The following is a 20,577-nucleotide window of genomic DNA, read 5'->3' on the forward strand; positions in this document are numbered from 1 at the left end:
GGAAGTACATTGGAAATTGCAATTATACCGGTGACGCCATTTGCTCAAAACTGTTCGCTTATTTGGGACGCAGTGAGCAAGCAAGGAGCATTTGTTGACCCTGGCGGAGATATACAGAAACTTATCGGCGCGGCGTCGGATAATCAGGTAACTATTGAAAAAATCATTCTTACCCATGGTCATTTAGACCATGTAGGTGGCACCGTCGAACTGGCTAAACATTACGGTGTGCCGATAATAGGGCCACATCTCGGGGACAAGTTTTGGCTAGATGCCCTTATGCAGCAAAGCCAAATGTTTGGCTTTCCACCTGCCACGCCCTTTGTGCCTGACCAGTGGTTGAATGACAAAGATACCATTTCAGTAGGAGAGCTAACGCTTGAGGTGTTGCACTGTCCGGGGCATACCCCTGGCCATGTGGTTCTGGTGGAGCGAACGAGTAACAAGGTTATTGTAGGTGATGTGATTTTTGCAGGCTCGATTGGGCGCACTGATTTCCCCCAGGGAAATCATCAACAGCTAATCGATTCAATAAACGCGAATATTTTAACGCTGCCTGACGATATGGTGATTTATCCTGGTCATGGCCCCACTACCACGGTAGCAAAAGAAAAAGCCACGAACCCTTATGTTGCGGGGCAATGGGGTTAGGTGCTACTAGAAGTGCCAATAGGGTAGCTTTCCTGCCCATTAAAAAAGGCGAGTGATACACTCGCCTTTACCTATTGTGCTTTTTTATCTATTGCCTTCTTTACCTATTGATAGGCACCGCTGGCGTAATGAAGTTCATAGCTGTGGCTATAAATTTCTAAAATGTTGCCAAACGGGTCTTCCATGTAAATCATGCGGTAAGGCTTTTCGCCCGGGTAGTAGTAACGCGGGGCTTTCATGCGCTTTTTACCACCGGCTTCTACAATCTTTTCTGCCAAGCCTTCAACATCAGGGTCTTGAACACAGAAATGGAACACGCCCGTTTTCCAGTATTCGAAGTTATTTTCAGGGTTTTCCTGATTTTTAAACTCGAAAATTTCTACACCCACACGGTCGCCCGTTGAAAGGTGAGCAATACGGAATTTATCCCAACCTGCACCAAATACGTCGGTACACATCTCGCCAATGGCTGAATCATCTTCAACAATCTCAGTGGGCTTCATAATTAAGTACCAGCCTAGTACTTCAGTGTAAAATTTAACTGCGGCATCAAGGTCTGGAACCGAAATACCAATGTGTGAAAACGTACGTGGATAAGGGGTGTTAACTGCTTCAGTCATCTTTATCTCCTCGATGTAAAGTATGCACGTATATTAACTAGACAAAGCAAACACTAGAAATTATGATTAATTCTTAAATCCATAATTTAAATTTATACCATGCTAAATCCACAGTGGCTTGATACGTTCAAAGTGCTAGTAGAAACGGGGAATTTTACTCGTACCGCAGAACAACGATTTATGACGCAGCCCGGTGTGAGCCAACACATAAAAAAGTTGGAAGTAGCCTGTGGCTGTGAGTTGCTCATTCGCTTGGGTAAAGGTGTAGAGTTAACTGAACAAGGGCAACGGGTTTACGCATATGCGCAAAGCTTGAGTAAGCATGAGCAGGCACTCATAGAAAGCTTAAAGTTTGATGCGCCCTACGAAGGGCAGTGTGTAATTGGTTGCTCGGGTGCGTTGGCTCAGCGTTTGTACCCTGTACTTGTTGAGTTACAGGTTGCCCACCCGAGTTTAAGTATACATTTAGAAGTTGCGCCCAACCGAACCATCCTCAATAGCATTCACGAGTCTACCCTAGAATTAGGCATAGTCACCCAACAACCTGATGAAGAGATGTTTTCGTCTGAGAAGATCGGTAGCGAGTCTTTGGGGCTTATATTGCCCAAAGGTGCTCTTGGTAATTTAAGTACGAATAGTGCTGATGATAGTGCTGATAATGCTAGAAGTCGCGAAGAGAAAGACATTGCCGATACCCTGCTATCGCTTGGGTTAATTAACCACCCCGATGCCATGCACTACCTAAAACTTTACTTTAGCCACTCGGGCGAGCAAGCGCTAATGCAATTAGATCCTAGCCGGTTGCCAAAGCGTGGTTACATTAATCAGCTGTCTCAAATTTTATTGCCCGTAAGCAAAGGGCTGGGCTTTACCGTACTGCCCATTAAAGTACTAGATAGCTTTGCCAACGCCACTGAAAGTTTAACGATATACCCTGCCACAAACGATGTAGCTGAACCTCTTTACTTTGTGAAAACGCCCCACCGTTCGTTGCCACTACGCTATCAAAAAATTCAGTCGTTGATTGTACAAGCGCTTGGAAGCAGTTAAATCAGCGAAAAGCGATGTTAGCTCAACTTGCTTGTTACGCGCTCAATTCAGGGCTCGGGCTTGTCATGGCCACTTCAGATTTGTGTACAGGAACATCCACTTTACCGCTGGCAATCACCTCGCCCTGCTGCCATAGCTTCCATTCACCACGCTCGTAAATATCCCACTGTTCATCATGGGTTAGTGGTGCTGTGGCAATAATACTCACCACATCGTTGGGCGTGGTTTCGGCGGCAAAATCAATCTCTACTTCCACATCGCTGAGGCAGGCTGGGCCAAACGGGGCGCGGCGGGTAATGCTCGCCATTTTGGTGCTGCAAAATGAAAACAACCAGTCGCCATTGCTTAATAAACAGTTGAATACGCCCTGCTCTGCGTAGCCTTTTGCGATATTCACCAGCGTATCAGCTAATTGTTGCGGCATCGCATCACGAGGCAAGTTCTCGCGCACCTGATTCATTAAATCGCAGAACATGGCTTCGCTGTCGGTATCTCCTACCGCTTCATACATGCCTTCACGGGGTACAAAATTAGGCAGCTGCCCATTGTGGGCAAACACCCAATACTTACCCCACATTTCACGGGTGAAAGGGTGGGTGTTAGCAAGGTTTATATTGCCTACATTAGCTTGGCGAATATGACAAATAGCCGTTTCGCTTTTAATCGGCAGGTGAGATACAAACTCTGCAATTTGAGATGTGGCACAGGGCTCTGGATCGTGAAAAAGGCGAATGCCCTTGCCTTCATAAAATGCCATGCCCCAGCCATCTTTGTGCGGGCCTGTCTCGCCACCACGTCGGGTGAGACCAGTAAAGCTAAAACACAAATCAGTTGGCGTATTGGCACTCATGCCAAGCAGTTCACACACGATGCACCCTTTTTTAAAACGTTAATAGTAGCAGGCATTGAGCATAAACAAGCTTGGCGCGCTAAGCAACGCGCAATACGTCTAATTTACACCTATTTATTGTGCCTGTTTTGCAAGCTAGCTGGGCGATAAGGCGCATCTACACCAACATACGCTGGACCAAAGGTAGCTAAGCCCTTTGGGGTTAAAAACGCATCAGGCGCAGGCAAGATAATAACCACTAACGATTGGCCAATTTCATAATGCGGATTGGTCACTGGGTCACCCGTATTCTCATCAATTACACAAATGAGATCTGGAATAGTCACATCCACTTTACCATCGTAGTAGCTGACCAGGTTTTCGTTCTTAACCCCTAACTGATAGGTATGTCCTGCGTCATTCCCTTCATCATCGTCTGCGCCAGCTAAATCAACGGTTCCGACAGAAAAGCCACCTATGGTATCAAATTCAAAGGCTGTCACTTTGCCTCTAAAGCCAACAAAGCCATTGCCAACGTCAGCAATCACTTTGGCGATATCCGCACCTTCCTCTTTGGCTGCCGATACTGCTTTACCTAGCGCCCACGCTTTTGAAATCGTTCCACCAATAAGGGCATGACGGATGTCTTTTACAGGCATAGCGTGGTCGATAGCCGCAATGTCGTTGGCGCTAACTTGGCAAAGTGCACGCATAACGTGCTCGGCTCTTTGGTCATCATGCAACCCTTCACACACGAAGGTTTCGCAAAAACTATTGGCGGCAATAACAGGCGCGGCATCCAGTCCGTTTAGATAATAGGTTGAATGAGTAATTTCAGGTACAGCACGCCCTACCAGCGCGGTAACCGTACCAAAGAAAGCTAAAATTAAGCCACCTACCAGAAAAGCAGCAAGACTTTCCCAAAAGCCCAAAGCTTCGCCTATTTCTATCCCCGTGATCAGCCCAGGAACCGCAAAGGCCAACGCCCCATTAATCATACCTACGGCAATACCGCTACTCTGTGCACTTTCAGGCACAGGCTCTAGGGCGTAGTCATTAGTATCTGTTGTATTTTCAGACGTCATATTTTTGTTATCCCTGTTAAGGTCGACAAATCGCGAAATGACTAACGCATTCCAGCAATTATCGTTTGAATTTATTCACTGACGTAAAAATAACGCATACATTTAGCGTGATAAAAGTCGCTATACACGCCCAATTTTAATTCCCAATACTATTGTGCAAACTTTCCACAAAATAATATTTTGTTAATTAATTAATTTTGATAGTCTGACTAGCGAATCTAACGCTTATTGCGAACTTATTGGCATTTTAAAAAATATTATTTCACGCAAGCAAGATACTTTATCTTCTACCTGACTCCTATGAAGACCTTAGTAGAAAAGCTTTTCAGCGCGAAAGACAGGTCTATATTTAGCAACTTGTGTGTTTAAGCCAACAGAAGCCACCTTATGAAAAAGATTATTCATTTAGACAACTACAACCAAAAGATATTGGCCATATTGCATTTGCAAGCAGACCTCACCAACGTGGAATTAGCGGGCCGAGTTAACCTTTCCCCTAGTGCCTGCTTTCAGCGAGTAAAAGCATTAAAAGAAGCTGGCTACTTTCGCACCTTTCACGCTGACGTGAATATTGAAGCCATGTGCGAACATGTTTTCGCGTATGTTGAATTTACCTTGCATGACAATAGTGCTCCCTATAAGCGACGATTCATTTCCGCTATTCGGGAGATACCTGAATTTATGGATTGCATGCAAATTACAGGAAAAGTGGATTATGTGTCGTTCAGCTGTTTTGCGAATATCGCTAAACTTAACGAAGCTTGTACATCGTTAAGTGACAGAGAAGACCTTGGTATTAAGCGCATTGAAAATCGAATAGTGCTATCGCGAGAAAAGTTTTTTTTAGGCTATCCACTGGCGCAATTAAAATGGTTAGATAAAGCAGAATTTTCTATGCTTACCGATAACTAAAAAAGGAGCTGCTACTTAGCTGCTCCTCTTGTTTTTAAAAGTGGCTCTACGTGCTTCGACTAAGCGCCTTTGTATAAAGTTGCAATCCACTTCTCTTCAGAAATGAAGCTCCATGCCCACTTGTCCCATTTACTATCGAGCCCTGCTTCAGTAATTGCTTCAAGGCTCATGCCTTTTGCTTTCTGCGCTTTTACAAAGGCAAAAGTTTCTTCAATCATGGCAAGAAAGGTAGTGTACTCAGCTTTGTTGCTAAGTTCACCATGACCAGGAATGAGCACAGTATCGTCATCTATTTTCGCCAACACTTGCTTTACTGAATCAATGTAACCTTCAACACTGCCACCAGAATTTAAATCAATAAATGGAAATAACCCACTAAAGTACAAGTCACCTGTGTGCAAAACATCCGGTTGTTCAAACCACACTATGCTATCGCCGTCGGTGTGCCCTGATTCAAGATGCATAATGTGAATGGTTTCACCGTTGAAATGTAACTTAATGCCGTTTTCATAAGTGATAGCGGGAAGCGCATCTGGCGATACTTTTTCATCGTTGGCTAATCGAACGCGCACGTTATCGTGGGCGAGAATAGTCGCGCCTTTGTGGCTGTGGAAGAACGCGTTCGAGCCTGTATGGTCGCCGTGGTAATGGGTGTTAATCACATACTTTGGTTTATCGCTACCAAGCTCGCCGAGTGCCGTCGCAATTTTTTCAGCTAAAGGGGCGAATTGATCGTCAATAATTAGAATGCCATCGTCACCGGCAGAAACGCCGATATTGCCACCCATCCCCGTTAACATATGCACAGAACCTTTTAGTGCTGTTGCCTCTATTTCAACCTTTTCGAAGCGGTCTTGCGAAAAAGCGGCTGGAATGAAGGTAGTCGAGACTAAACTTGCAGCAAGTAGAAAAGTTCGGGTAAATTTGTGCGTCATTAGGGTTCCCTTAAAGAGTGCTTATTATTGAATAGATTTAAATACACTATGACCTAGTTTGCGGTTCAGATCATTTTTTCATCGTTTGGGATCTCACCAATATAAGCAAATCGAGGGACAGACTTACCTTCTACCACCACCTCTTCTTCAAACATACTTAATGGGCGCACCCACAGGGCTTTTTCGCCATAACATGGGCGATATACCACTAAGGAAGACTCGTCTTCTGAATGTGTCGCTACTTCATAAACGTCGTAATCACTGCCTTTATAATGGCGGTAGCGACCTGGGGTTTTGAGCTCTTGGGTTTTAGGTTTTGGGGTAGTCATGATGGCTCCTGCTTTTTACTTTTTGTTAATTTGAATACGGTAGAATTCGGGCTCTGTTCATAAAGCGTCTGATAAGGTTGCTAAATTTTGAAGTTATTCACTAATCTACTCGGCTATCTACTCATCTAGGTACTCACCTATCTCGCACTTTACTACTCACCCTCTAGGGGTAAAGGGAGTTGATGTATGGTTTGTGCCTCACCAAGACCAATGTGCAGACCAACTAAGCGTATACCACGGCCTTTAGCACGCTCGTAAGCTTCTTGTAGTAGGGTATCAAAGTAATGCGCATTTAACGAAGGGCATCGATGCTCAACCGTGGTTAGCTGGAAGTCTTGAAATTTAAGTTTCACCCCTTGAGTGCGAATACGAATAGGTTTGCCGGTGCGCTTTTCATGCGCCTGTATGCGTTCCTGAAGCTTTTCTAGTAAATGAGGCATAAAGTCGCGACATTCTTCCAATGAGTGAATATCGTTGCTTAGCGTGCGCTCTACGCCTATAGACTTACGCTCTCTTGATACTGACAGTTCTCGATCATCAATACCATGTGCACGCTCCCATAATACCGCGCCAAATTTACCTAATTCTTTTTGTATGCGCTCAAACGGGTAACTGCGCACATCGTTACAGGTGGCTAAGCCTAATCGTTGTAGTTTTTGCATTGTTACCTTACCTACCCCGGGAATTTTTTTAAGAGGCATGGCCCTTACAAAACTATCTAATTTATCCGGGGTAATGACACAAATACCATTAGGCTTATTCTCATCACTGGCCACTTTTGCTACGAACTTACAGGGTGCAACGCCCGCCGAGGCGGTTAACCCCAGCTCTGACTCAATTCGACTTCTAATTTCTTCAGCTATTAACGTGGCACTGCCACCGCAATATTGGCTATTGGTCACATCGAGGTAGGCTTCGTCTAACGAAAGTGGTTCGATTAAATCGGTATAGTCGGCAAATATTTCGCGAATTCGTTGGGACTCTTTTACATACGCCTCCATACGCCCTTTCACTAAGGTAAGATTTGGGCAAAGCTTGAATGCGTAAGCGGTAGCCATGGCGGAACGAACGCCATATTTACGGGCAGGGTAATTACAGGTAGAAATAACCCCTCGATGCTGAGAGCTTCCACCAATGGCAATAGGGATATTACGTAACGCGGGATTGTCACGCATTTCAACCGCAGCATAAAAGCAATCCATATCTACATGGATGATTTTTCGCATGCCGTATTGCCCCCTAAACTGCCAAACGAATTGAACAGCTCCACAAAAAACTGTATAGAAAGACAGTATTCTAAAGCATATCAATTCGCCTTACCAGCGAACAGGATGAATAGTGAGCGAATACTTATTGCACAAATAGTAAATCAAAGATAAAAAAAGCGCGGTAAGTTTTAACTTACCGCGCATCTGAATTTATACATTGTGGCGCTTTTGCGTATTTTTTATGACTTAACAAAAAGCGACAAGATCAGATTAAAGGATCTGATTCTGTTTCCATTCATTCAATTTCTTTTCTCTCGCTTCTTCTTTTTCCATACGAGATTTTTTGCGATCGCAAGGCTCTGGGCAATCACAGGCTTTCGCGATTCCTAATGCGCCTAGTCCACCGCAACTACCTGAGATAGTTTTGCGCTGCACCAAGTAGCCAACAGCCATGGCGAGTACCATAGTGAGGAAGAAACCGAATGCTAAAATAAACGTAGACATAGCCTACTCCTTAGTTATTTACTGTTACCAGTTTATCAAATTCTGGCGTGGCATACTCTTCAAATCCATCTGCTGTGCGACGAATGAGGAATACAGCAAGTTGTTCTTGCTCTGCAAGGTTAATTGCTCGTTCCCACCCCATTACATTAAACGCTGTGGCTAAACCATCAGCAATCATTGAAGATGGATTGACTACCGTAACCGACACTAAATCATGGGTTATCGGCGAGCCGGTATTCGGGTCAATTAAGTGAGAGTAGCGTTTCCCATCTTCTTCGTAATAGTTACGATAATCACCCGATGTCGCTATGGCATTAGTCCCTATAGATACCACTTTTTGTACCGCGCGTTCTGTCGTTACCGGCTTTTCAATCGCAATTAGCCATTCACTGCCATCGCCGCGTTCGCCTTTAACCCGCATTTCACCACCAATTTCTACAAGGTAATGCTGCAAGTTATGAGCATCTAAAATGGCTGCGACTTCATCAACACCATAACCCTTTGCAATTGTTGATAAATCAACGTAAAGCATAGGGTTTGCCTTCATAAGACCGGTTGGCGTAGTAGATAATTTCTCATAGCCTACATAATCTCGTACAGCATCGATATCGGCTTGGGTTGGCACTTTTTCAGGCCGTTTATTAGGTCCAAAACCCCACAAATTGACCAAAGGCCCAACCGTAACATCTAGCACGCCGTCACTCAAACGAGCCAACCGCAGAGCTTCGTTAACTACCGTTAATGTCTCTTTAGACACCTCGAAGTTATCAGAATAACGATATTGGTTAAATCGAGATAACTCAGACGTAGTGTCATAGGTAGACATTAATTTATTAATATTAACGAGCTCTGCATCAATCTCTTCCTGCAAGCCTTCAACTTCTTTTTCACCTTCCGCAAGCACATACTTAACATTATAAGTCGTGCCCATGGTCTGGCCTTGCAGATGCGCTACTGCAAGCGGTTTGTCGCTGCAACTTGCTATCATTAGAATACTGATAGCGATAATAGCTAACGCTATACGTGCAAAAAATCGAATCACGTTTATGGTCCTTTAACTAAACAAAAAGGGGGCTCTCGCCCCCTTTCTTACTTAATTGATTTCGGATTAACCACCGAAGTCATCAAGCATTATATTTTCGTCTTCAACACCTAGTTCTTTCAACATGTTGATAACGGCTGCGTTCATCATAGGTGGTCCACACATGTAGAACTCACAATCTTCTGGCGCAGGGTGGTCTTTCAAATAGTTCTCAAGAAGAACTTGGTGAATGAACCCAGTGTAACCTTCCCAGTTGTCCTCAGGTTGAGGATCTGAAAGGGCAACATGCCATTTGAAGTTGTCATTTTCTGCAGCTAACTCATCAAAGTCTTCTGTATAGAACATTTCACGAAGTGAACGTGCACCGTACCAGAAGCTCATCTTACGATCTGATTTTAAGCGACGAAGTTGGTCGAAGATATGTGAGCGCATTGGTGCCATACCAGCTCCACCACCGACGAATACCATTTCGTTCTCGGTTTCTTTAGCAAAGAACTCACCAAATGGACCAGAGATTGTCGCTTTGTCGCCTTCTTTAAGGCTCCAGATGTACGATGACATTTTACCAGCAGGTAGACTTAGGTTATTAGGTGGCGGCGTAGCGATACGCACGTTCAACATAATAATACCTTCTTCTTCCGGGTAGTTAGCCATTGAGTAAGCACGAATAGTTTCTTCATCTACCTTAGATTCGATATCGAAGAAGCCAAAGCGTTCCCAATCACCACGATACTCATCTGGGATTTCAAACTCTTTGTACTTAACATGGTGCGCAGGGGCTTCAATTTGAATATAACCACCAGCACGGAAAGGTACGCTTTCACCGTTAGGAATCTGAAGCTTAAGTTCTTTGATGAAAGTGGCTTTGTTATCGTTAGAAATAACTTCACAATCCCACTTTTTAACACCAAATACTGACTCTTCAAGTTCGATTTCCATGTCTTGCTTAATCGCAACCTGACATGACAAACGACAGCCTTCACGAGCTTCACCTTTAGTGATGTGATCAAGTTCAGTTGGAAGAATTTCACCACCACCTGAATGTACGTCTACACGACACTGACCACATGAACCACCGCCACCACATGCTGAAGATACGAAGTACCCTGCATCGGCTAGTGCACCAAGAAGCTTGCCGCCTGGCTCAGTTTTAATTGCTTTGTCTGGGTCGCCATTAATGGTGATAGTTACATCACCGCTTGGTACCAGCTTCGACTTAGCAAACATGATGATAAATACTAGCGCCAATACAATGGCAATAAACATGCCGACGCCTAGGAAAATTTCTACTTGATTCATTTATATGCTCCCGAGCTCGATTACAGCTGAATACCAGTGAATGACTGGAAGCCAAGTGCCATAAGACCCGCAATCATGAACACAGAGCCCAGACCACGAATACCATCAGGCATATCGGCATATTTAAGCTTTTCACGTACAGCGGCCAAAAGCACAATTGCGATTGCCCAACCCATACCACTTCCTACGCCGTAAACAACACTTTCGGTCAAGTTGTATTCACGTTGTACCGCGAATGCCACACCACCGAAGATAGCGCAGTTAACCGTAATTAGCGGAAGGAAGATACCAAGCGCGTTATAAAGCGCAGGGAAAAACTTGTCTAAGCTCATTTCCAAAATTTGAACCAATGCCGCGATAACGCCGATAAAGGTTAAGAAATTCAGGAAGCTTAAATCTGCATCAGGGAAACCAGCCCAAGCTAGTGCACCTGGTGCAAGAATGTTCACATAAATGATTTGGTTAACCGGTACAGAAATACCCAGCACTACGATTACCGCAACACCAAGACCCATAGCAGTTTTAACTTTCTTCGATACCGCCAAGAAGGTACACATACCTAAGAAAAGTGATAACGCCATGTTCTCAACAAAAATTGAGCGAACAAATAACGACAAATAATGTTCCATGACTTACTCCTTAGGCTCTACTTGCTCGGAACGAAGGGTACGGATAACCCAAATCATACCGCCGATTAAGAAGAATGAGCTAAATGGTAGGATTAACAAACCATTACCCTGATACCAACCACCGTTTTGAACTAAAGGAAGAATTTCGAAACCTAAAATAGTACCGAAACCAAATAGCTCTTTAATTGTACCAATAACAATCAATACGAATGAGTAACCCAAACCGTTACCAATACCATCTAAAAAGCTCATCAGAGGTGGGCTCTTCATTGCATAGGCTTCAGCACGACCCATTACGATACAGTTAGTAATAATCAAACCAACGAATACCGACAACTGCTTCGAAATTTCGTACGAATAAGCCTTCAATATTTGGTCAACTACGATTACCAACGACGCAATGATAGTCATTTGGATGATGATACGAACGCTTGATGGTATCTGGTTACGAATCATTGAAATAAACAAGTTCGAGAACGCGACAACCGTAGTTAGCGCTAAAGACATTACCAAGGCTGTTTCTAGCTTAGTGGTAATAGCCAGTGCTGAACAAATACCCAGAACCTGTAAGGCGATAGGGTTGTTGTCCATAATTGGCCCAAAGAGGGCCTTTTTCATTTCTTTAGTATCTGCCATGAGACTCCCCTTATGAACGCCATGCCTGAGTCTTCAGGAACTGGCCGAAGCCTTGCTCGCCTACCCAGTATTGAATAGTGTTTTCAACACCTTTACTGGTTAGGGTAGCACCTGAAAGCGCATCAATAGTGTGTGGATTGCTTGGGTTTGCATTTTTAACTACGCGGATAGCCACTTCGCCATCTTCAAATAGTTTCTTTCCATCCCATTTGTCCTGCCACGCTGGGTTTTGCACTTCGCCACCTAGTCCAGGTGTTTCTTTTTGTTGATAGTAAATCAACTCACGAACTGTTTCGCCATCGGCGTCAAGGGCAAGAAAACCGTACATAAGATCCCATAGACCACTACCGTGCACAGGCAAGATAATGCGAGATACATCGCCAGCTTCGTCACGTACCAAATAAACACTGGCAACATTAGGGCGACGTTGGAAGCCAACGTTGCTGCTAGTCACTTTTGTGCTGTACTCAGTTTGCTTGGCTGCTTTATACATATCGTAATCTGGCTCTGGTGCTTCAACAAACTCACCGCTTTCCAAATCAACATAGCGAGATTCAATCTTTTCGCTATATGTACTTTCGATTGCTTTACCCGTCATGCCTGTTTCGTAAAGCCCTGCTGCGTTCAAGATGTTGCTCTTTTTATCAAGCGACGCATTAGTTTGTTGTAACGAGCGCAAGCCTACAGCGGCGCCAGATACAACAATTGAACACACAAGACAAACGGCAACTACAACGCCAATCGTTTTTCCTAAAGATTCTTTTTTAGCCGACACGAGCTACCCTCCGCTTGATATTACTTTGTGCGACGAAATAGTCGAACAGTGGCGCCCAAAGGTTGGCAAAAAGAATGGCCAACATTACACCTTCTGGGAAGGCTGGGTTTAGCACACGTACAAGTACTGTCATAAAGCCGATGAAAATACCGTATGCCCACTTACCTTGGTTGGTAAACGATGCAGACACAGGGTCTGTCGCCATAAAGAACATACCAAAGGCAAGACCACCAATAACAAAGTGCCAATATGCAGGCATAGCAAACATGTAGTTGGTATCGCTACCAATCATATTCAGCAAGGTGGCAAACACGGCTACCCCGATTGCTACACCAGCAACAATTCGCCAGCTTGCAATACGCATGTACATAATGAACAAGCCACCAATTAAGATAGCTAATGCCGAAACTTCACCCGCAGAACCTGCGATAGTTCCGAAAAAGCTATCAAACCAAAGGTCCATATTGGCGTAATCAAGCGCGCCTGAAGCCGCTTGGCTTAATGATGTTGCACCTGAGTACCCATCAGCAGCAACCCAAACTTGGTCACCAGAGATTTGTGCAGGATAGGCGAAGTATAAGAACGCACGACCAGACAATGCAGGGTTAAGGAAGTTACGGCCAGTTCCACCGAAGACTTCTTTCGCGATAACCACACCAAAGGTAATACCTAATGCAACCTGCCAAAGCGGAATAGTTGCCGGTAATGTTAATGCGAAAAGTACCGAGGTAACGAAGAAACCTTCGTTAACTTCGTGCTTACGTACCGAAGCAAATAGTACTTCCCAGAAGCCACCAACAATAAAGGTAACTGCATAGATAGGTAACCAGAAACAGGCACCGTAGAAGAACATGCCTAGCAAACCAGAATTCGCTAAGTCTCCGCCTAAGGCAGTGAATAATCCTGCTTGCCATGTATCAGGCAGTGTACCGGCACCAGCAGCAATAGCTTCTTGCGCTTGGAAACCAATGTTGTACATACCGAAGAACATTGCTGGAAATGTTGCTAACCACACCAAAATCATGATGCGTTTAAGGTCAATGCTGTCACGCACGTGCGTGTTAGCTTTGTTTACTTTACCAGGAGTATAGAAAATAGTTGCCGCTGCTTCATACAGTGCATACCATTTTTCGTGCTTTCCACCTGGCTCAAAGTTCGGTTCAATCTTTTCTAAATACGCTTTTAAACCCATGACTAACCCTCTTTCTCAATCGTGGTCAAACAGTCGCGTAAAATCGGGCCGTAGTTGTATTTGCCAGGGCATACATAGGTACACAATGCCAAATCTTCTTCGTCCAACTCTAAACAACCCAATGTCTGAGCACTGTCACAATCACCAGAAATCAGATCTCTAAGCAAAAGCGTAGGGATGATATCTAGGGGCATAACGCGTTCGTAATTACCAATTGGCACCATCGAGCGCTCAGAGCCATTGGTTGTTGTTGTCATATCAAACTTCTTGCTGCCACCTAAGTGACCAAGATAAGCGCGCGTGACGGAATGCTTGTCTGAACCAGGCGTGATCCAACCAAGGAATTTCTTCTCGCGACCTTCTTTAAGCAGTGATACTTGGGTGTGGAAACGACCTAGGAAGCCGTGAACACCTTGTGCGGTTACGCCGTTTAATACGGAACCTGAAACCACACGTACGTCACCGTCTTGTTGTTCGTTTGCTAGCAACTCTTCTAAATCAGCACCGATAGTGGTACGAACTAGGCGAGGGTTTTTAGCAGATGGTCCACCAATAGCAATAACACGACGGGCATCTAGCTCACCAGTGGTAAGCAATGCGCCAAAGGCCATTACATCTTGGTAGCTAATGTGCCAAACCGTTTTATTCAAACCAGCAGAATCCAAATAATGGATATGTGTGCCTGCTAAGCCAGCTGGGTGTGGTCCACCGAATTCTTCTACGTCTACTGCGGCATCGCCAGTGGCTACTGATGAGCCTGCAGCTTTACAAACGTAAACTTTGCCGCCACTTAACTGCGTTAACGCTTTTAAGCCGTTTAAGAAGTCATCGTTGCGCTCAGCAATAATCACCGCTGGGTCCGCGGCTAGCGGATTGGTGTCCATTGCTGTAACAAAGATTGAATTTGGTACCGAGTCAAGGGCTGGAGATTTGCTAAATGGACGCGTACGTAACGCTGTCCACATACCTGACTCAACAAGGATTGATTGGAGTTGCTCCCGCTCAGTACTTGCGATTTTGTCTGCAGCAATTTTATCAAAGCTAACAGCATCACTGCCATTAACCTTAACGACTACTGATTGCAAAACACGCCTTGCACCACGGTTTACCTCTACCACTTCGCCCGCAGCTGGAGCAGTGAACTTAACGCCAGGATTCTTTTTGTCTTCAAAAAGCATCTGGCCTTTTTTCACTACATCGCCAACTTGGACGTGCATGGTAGGACGCATACCCACATATTCTTCTCCCAGAATGGCAACGCGTGAAACAGCAGACCCTTCAGCGATCTCCTGCTTCGGCGCTCCCTCTATTGGGAGGTCGAGACCTTTCTTGATTTTTATCATATGTAATCGCACTACTCTAATAGAAATACTCTTTTGCATGACCGCAGACAATCCTGCTTATCAGCATGCAAAAGCGTACTATTGTTAAGGTGTAGAACACCTTTAATATTTAGATTGACGGAATTTACTTACTGTTACGGTCAGCCTGTTATGAAGCCGTAACTTACATTCCAAATGTATAAGCGACGTTATACGTCTTTTCTTTTATAGACCAACAGTGAAAATTTACACTTATTTTTGTTGTTGTATTACTGCAATTAACGCTGTTGTTGAGTAGAAGCAGAATAGACCCCTACTTAATTTCGGGATTTTAGCATTAACCGAGCGGTTTGTGCCACGCAAATCATAGATAAAGAGCAACTTTTCTATAATTTAATGTAAACCCCATTTACGTTTAAGTGGTAAGTAAACAACGAAAAAGCCGTCTATTCGACGGCTCTACTCAATATTAGGCTTATTTAAGTATAGTAAACCTTTACCATTTCACGAGCGGGTCAATATCCTGTTCGTAATCAACACCTTCAAGATCAAAACCAAACAGTTTTAAGAATTCGTGGTGATAACCAGCGTAATCGCTTAGTTCATGAAAGTTCTCTTGGGTCACTTTGTCCCACAAAGCTTGAATTTTAGCTTGCGTAACGTCATTGGTTTCAATGCCGTCCATGCGATAGCGGTTTGCCTCATCTAATGTGGGTGTATCACCAAATAGGCAAGTTGAGAACAAACCATGTATTTGTTCAATACAGCCTTCATGGGTGCCATCGCGCTTCATCACTTCCTGCATTAACGAGATATAAAGCGGCATAACCGGAATAGCAGAACTGGCTTGTGTGACCAAGGCTTTCAACGAACTTACATTCGCTTCAACAAGTAATTCGGTATTTTTACCAATGATAGCCGCGGCAGCTCTGTCTAAGTCTTCTTTTGCTTTTCCGATGGTCGCTTGACCATAGATAGGCCAGGTTAGGGCTTTGCCGATATAAGTATACGCTGTGGTTTTGCAACCTTCAGCAAGTACGCCAGCTTCGCCAAGTTGATCCATCCAACGCTCCCAATCTTCTCCGCCCATCACTTTAATGGTGTTTAAGATTTCGTCGTCGTTTGCCGCTTCTAGCGTAACATCATGCACTTTATCTTTGTCGGTATCGTACGTTTTGGTGGTGTACTCACGCCCCACAGGTTTAAGCGTAGATTTATAGACCACGCCCGTATCTGGATCGGTTCTACGCGGTGACGCCAAGCTATAAATCACAAGGTCGACCTTGCCCATATTGGCTTTAATCTTATCGATTGTTTGCGCTTTAATTTCGTCAGAAAACGCATCACCGTTGATAGTTTCAGCGTAAAGCCCTTTTTTAGCAGCCTGCTGATGGAAGGCGGCAGTATTGTACCAACCTGCAGTGCCAGTTTTGCGTTCTGAAGGCGCTTTTTCGAAGCAAACGCCAAGGGTTTTTGCACCATAACCAAATGCAGAAGTAATACGCGATGCCAATCCGTAACCGGTTGAGCTACCAATCACTAGCACGTTTTTAGGGCCATCACCTAAGTTGCCTTTTTCTTCAATATAGGCAATTTGTTGTTCTACTGACTTTGCACAACCCACAGGATGTGCGTTTGTGCAGATGAAGCCTCTCACTTTAGGCTTGATAACCATAATCATTTTCCTTTTTTATGCGTGCGCCTATTGTAAACGTGCAAAGGCTTATAACAACTCGGAGCAGATGATATCGATATAAGCGCCGAACACCTTATCCATCAGAAAGATACACATGTACAAACGGGTAGCTTAGTTCGAAAACTGTTTTTAACGTCTATACCGAAAGAATATCTTGGAACGCTATGTGATGTATACGAAAACAAAAGTGAATAACGAGTATTACGCTAGAAGTTAATGTAAAAGCGAGGGTAAAGCGACGTTAAGAACTGAAAATAACGTAGGTAGAGACGAGACAAGTTAATTGTGAATTATGAAGTGTTACGTTGAATGAGCAATGAATAAAAGGCGAGCCCCCACAAGAGCTCACCTTCTTGAGTGAATTAACCTAAGATATCAAGTAATTCAACATCAAAAATTAACGTGCTGTAAGGTGCGATTGCTGCACCAGCACCTTGCTCACCGTACGCAAGATCGTGTGGTACGTATAAACGCAGCTTAGCACCAACTTTCATAAGCTGTAGTGCTTCAGTCCAGCCTCTGATCACGCCGCCAACTGGGAATTCAGCCGGTTGACCACGATCGTAAGAGCTGTCAAAAACGTCACCTGAAGTAAGTGTGCCGTGGTAATGAACACGAACCGTGCTATCTGCAGTTGGCGTTTCGCCATCGCCTTCAGCCAATACTTCGTATTGTAGGCCAGACTCAGTCACTTGAACTTCTTCACGCTTTGCGTTCTCTTCAAGGAACTTAACGCCTTCTTCGATAACCGCTTTGCTTGCTTCTTCTTTCTCAGCTTGCATACGCTTATGGATTTCGCCGAATGCATCACGTAGTGCGTCGTTATCAACCTGCGGAGCTTGACCCGCGAAAGCATCTTTTAAACCTGCCACTACTGCGTCAATCGCCATACCTTCGAAAGGATTAGATTGCAATTGTTGACCCATTTGAAAACCAATGCCGTAACTTGCTTGGGTTTCTACTGTGTTGAATGTATCAGTCACAAGAACTCCTGAAATTAAATTACAAATGCAGTACAAATTTCAAACAAACCGCGTTTCACGAATATGTTTCTGCATTTTCCGGTGCCAGAGTGTAGCACACCAGAATTTATCTTGCTTTGAGCATTAAATAGATAGGTGCAAATGGAACGATTTATTGTAAATTATAACGCAAAGTGGTTTTACAACTTGTTAAGTACTTAGTATGGTGAAGGCCATATAATTGGGAGGATAGCATGCACACTCATTACGATGCTGAACTAAAAGATACAGTTAGATACCTTGGCAAAACGCTAGGTGAAACCATCAAAAACCAATTAGGCCAAGAATGGCTTGATCGCATTGAGAAGATTCGAAAAGACGGCCGAGCGTCTTATCAGGGCGACACGAATTGCAGTGACGAACTGAAAGAAACTTTCAAAACGATGACCGACAGCGACTTGCTGACGGTGGGTCGTGCTTTCGCACAGTTTCTAAATCTAGGAAATATTGCTGAGCAGGAATATAACAGCGCAATGAACGTTGACGCGTCTATTGATGCACTGTTTAAGCATCTAGACAAAGCCGAACTCACGGCTGATAAAGTGCAAGAAGCTGTGGGCAAGTTAAACATCGATTTAGTGTTAACGGCCCACCCGACTGAAGTAACCCGTCGTACTCTTATTCATAAACACAAAGAACTAGCTGACTGCTTACAAGAGGTTCATCAAGAATCGCTAACTGGCGCAGACAGAAGTAAAGTTGAAACCCGCGTTGCTGATTTAATTAGTCAGGCTTGGCATACAGAAGAAATTCGCTCTGTACGCCCTACCCCTGTAGATGAAGCTCGCTGGGGATTTTCAGTTATTGAAAACTCACTGTGGGAAGCCGTTCCTGATTTCTTGCGCGAGCTAGATGGCCGCCTACAGGAAGATTACAGTGTGTCGCTTCCGCTAGATGCTTCACCGGTACAATTTAGTTCTTGGATGGGCGGTGACCGCGACGGTAACCCATTTGTAACCTCAAAAGTTACCGAGCAAGTACTATTGTTAGCGCGTAAACGTGCCGCGAAACTTTTCGCATTAGATTTAGACCGCTTGCAAGTTGAGTTGTCTATGTACGACTGCAATGACGCATTGCGCGAAAAAGTAGGTGATGCGAACGAACCTTACCGCGCTCTACTTCGCCCATTGCTTGACCGTTTTATCGCTACCCGAGATGGTATTGCTAGTTATTTAGCAGGTAAAAACCCAGATACGTCTAACTGGATTGAAAGCAACGACGAACTGTTAGAAGCACTATTGCTTTGCCACCAGTCACTTATAGACTGCGGTATGGACGTAGTCGCTAAAGGCTTATTGCTAGATTCCATTCGCCGTGCACATGTGTTCGGTATCCACTTACTTCGCTTAGATGTGCGCCAAGATTCAGAACGTCACGCCGATGTATTTAGCGAACTGACCCGCTACCTTGGCCTGGGTGATTACTCTCAGTGGAGCGAAGAAGATAAACAAGCCTTCTTGCTACGTGAACTTGGCTCGAAACGCCCCCTATTCCCTGCACAATGGGGCGCATCTGACGATGTGAAGGAAGTACTTGAGACATGCAAAGTCATTGCTAAACATAGTAAACACGGCTTTGGTATTTACATTATTTCGATGGCAAGTGAGCCATCAGACGTACTTGCGGTTCAATTGCTGCTTAAAGAAAGCGGTGTTGATTGGCCGATGCCTGTAGCACCTTTATTTGAAACGCTAGACGATTTAAACAACTCGCCAAGTGTTATGCGCAAATTGCTTTCTATCGACTGGTATCGTGGCTATGTGAAAGGCCGTCAGTTCGTGATGATTGGTTATTCAGATTCAGCCAAAGATGCCGGCGCACTAGCGGCAGGTTGGGCTCAGTATCAATCTCAAGAAGCACTAGTAGCTATTGCCGAAGAATTTAATTGTTCGCTTACTTTATTCCACGGTCGTGGCGGTACAATTGGCCGAGGCGGCTTACCTGCCCACGCAGCGATTTACTCGCAGCCTCCTGGCTCATTGGAAGGTGGATTCCGCGTTACTGAACAGGGCGAAACTATTCGTTATAAGTTTGGTATGCCTAAACTGGCTAAACGTAGCTTGGGCATTTATGCCAGCGCGATAATTGAAGCTATGTTGTTCCCACCCCCAGCACCAAAGGAAGAGTGGCGAGAGTTGATCTCTACTATGGCGGGTCAAGGGCGTGACAACTACCGTGCTACTGTGCGTCATGACGAAGATTTTGTACCCTACTTCCGCGTAGCTACACCTGAACAAGAGCTTGGTAAGTTACCGCTAGGCAGCCGACCTTCTAAGCGTAAACCACAAGGTGGTATTGAAAGCCTTCGTGCAATCCCTTGGATATTTGCATGGGCGCAAACTCGTCTAGTCTTGCCGTCATGGTTGGGTGTAATGCGCGCTATCGATAGCGTGAAGAATGCCGAAAATGAAAAAGTCGTGAATGAAATGTTCGCTGAATGGCCTTTCTATCGTTCACGTCTTTCGATGCTGGACATGGTATTCCATAAAGCGGATCCTCGTATTAGTGAAGCCTACGATGAGCGCTTGGTACCAGAAGAGCTTAAACATTTTGGTGCAGCCCTTCGTGAAGAACTCAAAGAGAGTATTGCTTCATTGCTTGAACTCACTGGCGAAAACGACATCATGAAAGCTGATCCACTCGGAAAAGAGTCGATGGAAATTCGTGCCGCGTATTTGCAGCCGCTACATTACCTACAAATCGAATTGCTAGATAGAATTCGTAAAGCAGGTGATGATGCACAAAATACCGCACTAGAGCGTGCCATGATGGTTACCATCACAGGTATTGCTACGGGTATGCGAAATACTGGTTAATACCTATCTTGACAGGTAAATAATC

General features: G+C 44.5%; 20 protein-coding genes. 4 read left to right on the forward strand and 16 right to left on the reverse strand.

Annotated elements, in window-relative coordinates; translation table 11 throughout:
• Window positions 1-9: 9 nt before the first annotated feature.
• Window positions 10-651 (forward strand): MBL fold metallo-hydrolase, encoded by a 642-nt coding sequence (locus ALT761_RS17230; protein WP_129740125.1) that lies wholly within the window; start codon window positions 10-12, stop codon window positions 649-651.
• Between the two features lie 104 nt (window positions 652-755).
• Here ALT761_RS17230 and ALT761_RS17235 read toward each other — a convergent pair whose 3' ends face one another.
• Window positions 756-1,271 carry a lactoylglutathione lyase family protein gene (locus ALT761_RS17235; RefSeq protein ID WP_013782605.1) on the reverse strand — a complete coding sequence of 172 codons (516 nt, stop codon included), beginning with the start codon at window positions 1,269-1,271 and terminating at the stop codon, window positions 756-758.
• A gap of 99 nt (window positions 1,272-1,370) precedes the next feature.
• On the opposite strand from ALT761_RS17235, the gene ALT761_RS17240 reads away from it, so the two are divergent.
• On the forward strand, window positions 1,371-2,321 hold the full coding sequence (locus ALT761_RS17240; RefSeq protein WP_129740126.1) for a LysR family transcriptional regulator: 951 nt from the start codon (window positions 1,371-1,373) through the stop codon (window positions 2,319-2,321).
• 34 nt (window positions 2,322-2,355) lie between these two features.
• Here ALT761_RS17240 and ALT761_RS17245 read toward each other — a convergent pair whose 3' ends face one another.
• Both ALT761_RS17245 and ALT761_RS17250 read right to left on the reverse strand, forming a co-directional pair.
• Window positions 2,356-3,189 carry a class II glutamine amidotransferase gene (locus ALT761_RS17245; protein WP_129740127.1) on the reverse strand — a complete coding sequence of 278 codons (834 nt, stop codon included), beginning with the start codon at window positions 3,187-3,189 and terminating at the stop codon, window positions 2,356-2,358.
• A gap of 92 nt (window positions 3,190-3,281) precedes the next feature.
• Complete coding sequence (locus tag ALT761_RS17250) at window positions 3,282-4,235, reverse strand: DUF917 domain-containing protein (RefSeq protein WP_129740128.1); 954 nt, start codon at window positions 4,233-4,235, stop codon at window positions 3,282-3,284.
• 387 nt (window positions 4,236-4,622) lie between these two features.
• Here ALT761_RS17250 and ALT761_RS17255 point away from each other — a divergent pair, with 387 nt between their 5' ends.
• Window positions 4,623-5,147 carry an Lrp/AsnC family transcriptional regulator gene (locus ALT761_RS17255; RefSeq protein WP_129740129.1) on the forward strand — a complete coding sequence of 175 codons (525 nt, stop codon included), beginning with the start codon at window positions 4,623-4,625 and terminating at the stop codon, window positions 5,145-5,147.
• A gap of 59 nt (window positions 5,148-5,206) precedes the next feature.
• Here ALT761_RS17255 and ALT761_RS17260 read toward each other — a convergent pair whose 3' ends face one another.
• From ALT761_RS17260 to ALT761_RS17320, 13 genes are all read right to left on the reverse strand, one after another.
• Window positions 5,207-6,082, reverse strand: coding sequence for an MBL fold metallo-hydrolase (locus ALT761_RS17260; RefSeq protein WP_129740130.1), 876 nt, complete (start codon window positions 6,080-6,082; stop codon window positions 5,207-5,209).
• 65 nt (window positions 6,083-6,147) lie between these two features.
• Window positions 6,148-6,411, reverse strand: coding sequence for a DUF1653 domain-containing protein (locus tag ALT761_RS17265; RefSeq protein WP_129740131.1), 264 nt, complete (start codon window positions 6,409-6,411; stop codon window positions 6,148-6,150).
• Between the two features lie 152 nt (window positions 6,412-6,563).
• Window positions 6,564-7,637, reverse strand: a complete 1,074-nt coding sequence (gene dinB, locus ALT761_RS17270) for a DNA polymerase IV (RefSeq protein WP_013782598.1) — start codon at window positions 7,635-7,637, stop codon at window positions 6,564-6,566.
• A gap of 252 nt (window positions 7,638-7,889) precedes the next feature.
• A complete protein-coding gene (nqrM, locus tag ALT761_RS17275; RefSeq protein ID WP_013782597.1) occupies window positions 7,890-8,123 on the reverse strand; it encodes a (Na+)-NQR maturation NqrM in 234 nt (77 codons plus the stop codon).
• 10 nt (window positions 8,124-8,133) lie between these two features.
• Window positions 8,134-9,165, reverse strand: a complete 1,032-nt coding sequence (locus tag ALT761_RS17280; protein ID WP_013782596.1) for an FAD:protein FMN transferase — start codon at window positions 9,163-9,165, stop codon at window positions 8,134-8,136.
• A gap of 66 nt (window positions 9,166-9,231) precedes the next feature.
• Window positions 9,232-10,464 carry an NADH:ubiquinone reductase (Na(+)-transporting) subunit F gene (gene nqrF, locus ALT761_RS17285; RefSeq protein ID WP_013782595.1) on the reverse strand — a complete coding sequence of 411 codons (1,233 nt, stop codon included), beginning with the start codon at window positions 10,462-10,464 and terminating at the stop codon, window positions 9,232-9,234.
• 20 nt (window positions 10,465-10,484) lie between these two features.
• A complete protein-coding gene (gene nqrE / locus ALT761_RS17290; RefSeq protein ID WP_013782594.1) occupies window positions 10,485-11,093 on the reverse strand; it encodes an NADH:ubiquinone reductase (Na(+)-transporting) subunit E in 609 nt (202 codons plus the stop codon).
• 3 nt (window positions 11,094-11,096) lie between these two features.
• Window positions 11,097-11,729 carry an NADH:ubiquinone reductase (Na(+)-transporting) subunit D gene (locus tag ALT761_RS17295; RefSeq protein WP_129740132.1) on the reverse strand — a complete coding sequence of 211 codons (633 nt, stop codon included), beginning with the start codon at window positions 11,727-11,729 and terminating at the stop codon, window positions 11,097-11,099.
• Window positions 11,730-11,739: 10 nt separating this feature from the next.
• Window positions 11,740-12,504 (reverse strand): Na(+)-translocating NADH-quinone reductase subunit C, encoded by a 765-nt coding sequence (locus tag ALT761_RS17300; RefSeq protein ID WP_013782592.1) that lies wholly within the window; start codon window positions 12,502-12,504, stop codon window positions 11,740-11,742.
• Window positions 12,494-13,696: an NADH:ubiquinone reductase (Na(+)-transporting) subunit B gene (locus ALT761_RS17305; RefSeq protein ID WP_013782591.1), complete on the reverse strand. Its 1,203-nt coding sequence runs from the start codon at window positions 13,694-13,696 to the stop codon at window positions 12,494-12,496. The genes ALT761_RS17300 and ALT761_RS17305 overlap by 11 nt, the downstream gene beginning before the upstream one ends.
• Window positions 13,697-13,698: 2 nt before the next feature.
• Entirely contained in the window at window positions 13,699-15,039 is a 1,341-nt protein-coding gene (locus ALT761_RS17310; RefSeq protein ID WP_129740690.1) for a Na(+)-translocating NADH-quinone reductase subunit A, read from the reverse strand.
• 475 nt (window positions 15,040-15,514) lie between these two features.
• Window positions 15,515-16,693 (reverse strand): enoyl-ACP reductase FabV, encoded by a 1,179-nt coding sequence (gene fabV / locus ALT761_RS17315; RefSeq protein ID WP_129740133.1) that lies wholly within the window; start codon window positions 16,691-16,693, stop codon window positions 15,515-15,517.
• A gap of 383 nt (window positions 16,694-17,076) precedes the next feature.
• Window positions 17,077-17,697 carry an FKBP-type peptidyl-prolyl cis-trans isomerase gene (locus ALT761_RS17320; RefSeq protein ID WP_013782588.1) on the reverse strand — a complete coding sequence of 207 codons (621 nt, stop codon included), beginning with the start codon at window positions 17,695-17,697 and terminating at the stop codon, window positions 17,077-17,079.
• A gap of 233 nt (window positions 17,698-17,930) precedes the next feature.
• Between ALT761_RS17320 and ppc the strand changes: the two genes are divergently transcribed.
• On the forward strand, window positions 17,931-20,552 hold the full coding sequence (ppc, locus tag ALT761_RS17325; protein WP_129740134.1) for a phosphoenolpyruvate carboxylase: 2,622 nt from the start codon (window positions 17,931-17,933) through the stop codon (window positions 20,550-20,552).
• Window positions 20,553-20,577: the final 25 nt, after the last annotated feature.

It is taken from the genome of Alteromonas sp. 76-1 (assembly GCF_900654235.1).
In the GTDB taxonomy this organism is placed as follows: Bacteria; Pseudomonadota; Gammaproteobacteria; order Enterobacterales; family Alteromonadaceae; genus Alteromonas; species Alteromonas naphthalenivorans.